The organism is Bradyrhizobium sp. (assembly GCF_035701725.1).
Classification (GTDB): domain Bacteria; phylum Pseudomonadota; class Alphaproteobacteria; order Rhizobiales; family Xanthobacteraceae; genus Bradyrhizobium.
On the sequence record NZ_DASSRP010000173.1, the window covers coordinates 1 to 5,091 of the forward strand.

Annotated in this window: 6 protein-coding genes; 1 reads left to right on the forward strand and 5 read right to left on the reverse strand. The window is 62.3% G+C overall.

What is annotated here, in order from left to right:
- Positions 1-367 precede the first annotated feature (367 nt).
- The 5 genes from VFL62_RS10425 to VFL62_RS10445 all read right to left on the reverse strand — a co-directional run bounded on the left by VFL62_RS10425 (position 368) and on the right by VFL62_RS10445 (position 3,679).
- On the reverse strand, positions 368-1,507 hold the full coding sequence (locus VFL62_RS10425) for a purine nucleoside permease (RefSeq protein WP_325172294.1): 1,140 nt from the start codon (positions 1,505-1,507) through the stop codon (positions 368-370).
- Positions 1,508-1,678: 171 nt separating this feature from the next.
- Complete coding sequence (locus VFL62_RS10430; RefSeq protein ID WP_325172295.1) at positions 1,679-2,038, reverse strand: GFA family protein; 360 nt, start codon at positions 2,036-2,038, stop codon at positions 1,679-1,681.
- Positions 2,039-2,043: 5 nt separating this feature from the next.
- A complete protein-coding gene (locus VFL62_RS10435) occupies positions 2,044-2,718 on the reverse strand; it encodes an isoprenylcysteine carboxylmethyltransferase family protein (protein ID WP_325172296.1) in 675 nt (224 codons plus the stop codon).
- 77 nt (positions 2,719-2,795) lie between these two features.
- Entirely contained in the window at positions 2,796-3,020 is a 225-nt protein-coding gene (locus VFL62_RS10440) for a hypothetical protein (protein WP_325172297.1), read from the reverse strand.
- A gap of 182 nt (positions 3,021-3,202) precedes the next feature.
- Positions 3,203-3,679 (reverse strand): hypothetical protein, encoded by a 477-nt coding sequence (locus VFL62_RS10445; RefSeq protein ID WP_325172298.1) that lies wholly within the window; start codon positions 3,677-3,679, stop codon positions 3,203-3,205.
- 221 nt (positions 3,680-3,900) lie between these two features.
- Between VFL62_RS10445 and VFL62_RS10450 the strand changes: the two genes are divergently transcribed.
- Positions 3,901-5,091 (forward strand): fumarate hydratase (locus VFL62_RS10450; RefSeq protein ID WP_325172299.1); only part of this gene is annotated, 1,191 nt, incomplete at its 3' end.

Below are 5,091 nucleotides of genomic sequence, written 5' to 3' on the forward strand. Positions count from 1 at the left end.
GCCGCAGCCGATACCCGCCTGAAAGAAGGTCGGTTTGCCCGCAATCTTTAGCTGCTTCGATCGTGAGCCGACTTCTTCAACAGAATCGGCCCAAAACGGACATGCCGTGATTGCCGGGCGATGTCTGCTTCTGGGGGTAAGGCCGACATGGCCAATTTATGAGTACACGCTGGAGCGCGATGAACTTGGCTCGGTCCTTCTTCACCTCTCCCCGCTTGCGGGGCGAGATCGGATCGCGTGAGCGCGATCCGGGTGAGAGGAGTCTTCGCGCGCCAGCTGCGGCCCCTTATCAACCCTTCTCCCCGCAAGCGGGGAGAAGGAGTTCAGCGCCACGTTGCGATGGAATCCAAGCGGTCAAGCTCGATCGCTACTTCGGAACGCCGTGCTTCCACTTGTCCCAGTGCGCGACGACATCCTTGATGAACGGCGCGGAGGCCGTCCACAGATTGCTGATGGCGGGCACGAAACCGCCCGATCCGCCCTCAGGCCCGCAGCTGCACAGCGAGTGCCAGGCCGACTGGCCGGGATAGGGCCGGTCAAAGTTCGATGCGGTCCGCAGCACCGCGACGCGGTTGAGATCCACGAGCCCGGTGATGGCGCCGCGGGTCAGCGCCATGTAGGTGGCATTGTCCTCCTGTTGCGTGGTGCAATAGGTGCCCTTGCCGGCGGTCCACAGCGCGGTCCATGCCGCGGCCCGTTCGCCGAGTTGGATGCCGTGAAACCAGGTGTCGCCCGCCATCGTGTCACATTGAATGACGCTTGGCGGCGCCTTGGCCTTCGCCTCGGCATAGTGGCCTCGATAGGCTTGCGCGGTCGCGTTGTCGTTGACCGTGAGATCGACCTTGCCGGTCAGGGCGAGCACCTTCTGCAGCAGCGCTTCGTTCAGCTGATACATCTCGCTGTGATAGGGGGTGGGAATTGACGGCAACGAGTTCCAGGGCTGGTTGGTGGTATCGGTCGGAAAGATCGCAAGGTAGCCATAGGGCCATGCGGGCGTGCTCGGATCGGCCGCCGTTCCCGGAATCTCGCGCGCGTCGATCTCCCAGGAGATGCCGTAGTCGATGAGATAACGTGCCCAGGCCGCCGAGCCGGTCGTGCCCTGGTGCGGATCGATCCCGGCAATGCCGGCGATCAGGAAATAGGTGCGGCGCAGGTCGAACTTGTCGCTGAGGATCAGCGCCATGGTCGATGACGCCACGTTGGCATGGCCCTCGCCGGCGACCATCTGGCATACATCGTCGGCGTTGCACATCACGTTGGGATAATCGGGCGACAGGCCGCGAACCGGTATCGCTTCCTTGAGTCCGAGATTGTCCGTAAAGGCGGATGCTTCAGAGAACGGAAACGGAGTGCCGCCGAACATATTGATGATCATGACCTTCACGGGCCGTCCGTCATCGTCGGCGAGAGCGGGGCCGGTGAACAGCGCAGCGATCAGGATGCTCGCGCCGGCGAGCAGGCATCGGGTTGTCGAAAAAACAGTTTCGATCATCCTGTGGCGATGCATGGAGGGTCCTCTCGCAGGTTTGCCGTTGCCGATCTGCCTGGCAGGGCGGTTTCGACGCCGCGAGAAAGCATCGGCAGTTGCGATGAAGCTTGTGTGACGAATCCGGCAGAGCCCGTGCTGCTTTTTGTGGCGCAACGGATCGAAAAAGAGCTTCGTGGAGGACGAGAAACCTTATCGGCTGCGGCCGTCGATCGGCGTCATCTTCAGTTTGGCAAGCTCGATGCCGTCGATGCAGGAAACGTTGAGCGCGATCACCGCAGTGCCGTCGGGCTTGGTGCCGCGCGCGAACACTTCGACGCCGCAATCGGCGCACGACTGATGGTGGATCGCGTGCTTGTTGAACAGATATTCCTTGAGGTTGTCTTCACCGGCTCGCAGCACGAAGCGCTCGGGCGCGATGAAGGTGAAATGCAGCCCGCGCTTGGTGCAGATCGAGCAGTTGCAGGCGGTGACCATCGCCAGGTCGGTGGTGCATTCGAAGCGCACCAGGCCGCAATGGCAGCCGCCGGTCAGGGTCTTGAGTTCAGCCATCTCGCTCACCACACGCCGGGCACGAGCCGATAGCGCACGCGTGCCGCATAATCGGCATAACCTGGTAATCCCGTCATCAGGGTCTCTTCCTCGATTCCGGTGCGGACGGCAAAGATGACGGCGAAGATCGGCGTCATCGCCACGCCCCACCACGATCCCAACAGCAGCGCGATCCCGACCAGGAACAGCACCGCGCCACTATACATCGGATGGCGGACGAAGCCGTAGGGCCCGGATGAGATGACGTGATGGCCGCGCTCGGACTGCACCTTGACCACGGCGGCGGCGAAGGCGTTTTCGCGAAACACCCAGGCGATGAACAGCGAGGACAGGATCAGGAGTGCCAGCCCGAGCGCCTGCCAGGCCAGCGGCATCTGCGAGCCGTGGAAGCGCTGGTCGAGCCCCATCACGATCAGCCAGATCAGGCTGGCAAAACCGAACGCCCAGATGATCTTCTTGTCGGCGGCGGGCTGATCGGGCTGGATCGGCGAGCGCATGCGCTCGGCGAGCAGTTCGGGGCTTTCCTTCGCGAGCCAGGTGCCGAAACCGAGACCCGAGGCGACCATGAAGGCCAGGAACACCCAGGCGCCCGGCCAATGCAGCGTGCCGGCCGGAACAAACAGCAGCAGCGCGAAGCCGCCGATCCATGCGACGGATTGCAACAGCCATTTTCCGATCATCAGCGGCCCTCCCTGTCAGGGGACAGCTAATGATCGGACGTCACTTCGCAAAGTGATGGAAGGCGGGGATTTTCGCCTTAGGCGAGCTGGTCGATCCGCGTTCCCTGGCCCGGCGGCAGCGGGGCGGCAGGCACCTTCTGAACCGCACCGGCGTCGTCGCCGGGGGTGGAGTCGGAGCCAGAGCCGGTGCTCGGCGTCACAACGGCCGAAACGATCCCAACGGGCTGCGTGTTGCTGTTGTTCTTGTCGAGATAGTTGAAGGGCAGCGGCGACTGCTGCGAAGAAACGCTTGAAACGCTCATGGCCTCTCATCCTGCTGGACGCGGGAATTGGCTCATTTTGCAGCCGCAAAGCCCAAGCCTGTCTGAATTCAATCGTTAAAATGCGAATGATCTGGCGCGGACGCCCGCCATGGTGAACGCGGGGATTACCTTTTCCGGCAAGGGGGAACCAGGGAAGAGGCCGGCCTCTCGGGGGCGCGGCGCTATTGGTCGACCGAGCGCGAGATGGCGATTGCGGCGTCCTGCTTGGTGCGGGTGCAGTTCATGTCGAGGCGGCGGTAGCGGATCGAGACGTCGTCGCCACGGAACAGGCCCATCCGCGACATGCAGCTTGAGATGCCCTTGGTCAATGTGTCCTTGGGCAGGGTGAAGACGATCGCGGCCGCGCCCGCGACGAAGTCGAGAAATTCCGCCTTCGGCTTGCGGGTGAAGCCTTTGACGTAGAGTTCGTTCGAATATTTGCGATTCTTGCAGCCCAGCGACATCTCTTTTGCCATCGGATGCGACAGATAGATCATGTTGGCGGCCGTGATCCCGATCTTCAGGCCGTCGATCTGGCCCTTGAGCTGATTGGCGATGTCCTCGCAGCGGTCGGCGCGGGCCGGCGAGGCAGCGAGTGCGAATACCGCAAGTCCCGCGGCAAGCAGGATCGGTCGGCGAAATCCTCGTCGTGATGTCATCGGAAAAAGCCCCTTCGTCCCGGCATCAAAACCTCAAGCGGGCGGGGAGTGCAAGGTGGTATCTCTCTTTCGTCATGGCCGGGCATAGCCGTTTGAAGAACGGCTATGCGCGGGCATAACGGCGCCGCTTGCACCTATAACCTTCACTTTGGCTCAAAAAGGCTTAGAACGGCTTTGACGATTGCCGGTGCAAACGCCGGCCCAACCAACGAGCCCATCCCATGAACGCCCCGTCCGCCTTTCCCGACAGCCAGAAGCCCGTTCCGCCCTATAAACACACCCCGCTGTTTCCGCTGGGCGCGGATTCAACGCCCTATAAAAAGGTGACGAGCGAGGGCGTCAGGGTCGAGAAGGTCCTCGGCAAGGACATGCTGGTGGTGTCGCGCGAGGCGCTGCGGGCGCTGTCGGAAGCCGCTTTTGGCGAGATCAATCATTACCTGCGCCCCGGACACTTGAAGCAGTTGCGTGCGATCCTCGACGACAAGGAAGCCAGTCCTAACGACAAGTTCGTGGCGCTGGACTTTCTGAAGAACGCCAACATCGCTGCCGGCGGCGTGCTGCCGATGTGTCAGGACACCGGCACCGCGATCATCATGGGCAAGAAGGGCTGCAACGTCATCACCGACGGCGAGGACGAGGCGGCGCTGTCGGAAGGCGCGCGCGATGCTTATCTGCGCCGCAATCTGCGCTATTCGCAGGTCGCGCCTTTGTCGATGTACGAGGAAAAGAACACCGCCAACAACATGCCGGCGCAGTGCGAGATCTACGCCGAAGGCGATGACGCCTACAAGTTCATGTTCATGGCCAAGGGCGGCGGCTCGGCCAACAAGAGCTTCCTGTTTCAGGCGACGCCCTCGGTATTGACCAAGGACCGCCTGCTGGCGTTCCTGAAGGAGAAGATCCTGACGCTGGGCACCGCGGCGTGCCCGCCCTATCACCTCGCCATCGTGATCGGCGGTACCTCGGCCGAGCTCTGCATGAAGACGGTGAAGCTCGCTTCCGCGCGCTATCTCGACGCGCTGCCGACGCATGGTTCGGCTGATGGCAATGCCTTCCGTGATCTCGAGATGGAGCAGGAAATCCACAAGATGACGCAGTCGCTTGGGGTCGGCGCACAGTTCGGCGGCAAGTATTTCTGCCACGACGTCCGCGTCATCCGCATGCCGCGTCACGGCGCCTCGCTTCCCATCGGTCTCGGCGTGTCGTGTTCGGCCGACCGGCAAGTACTCGGCAAGATCACCAAGGACGGCGTCTATCTCGAGGAGCTTGAGCATAACCCGGCGCAATATTTGCCGCAGGTCGAACAGGCGCTCGGCGGCGATGTCATCAAGATCGATCTTGGCAAGCCGATGAAGGAAATCCTGGCGACGCTGTCGAAATATCCGGTGAAGACGCGGCTGTCGCTCACCGGC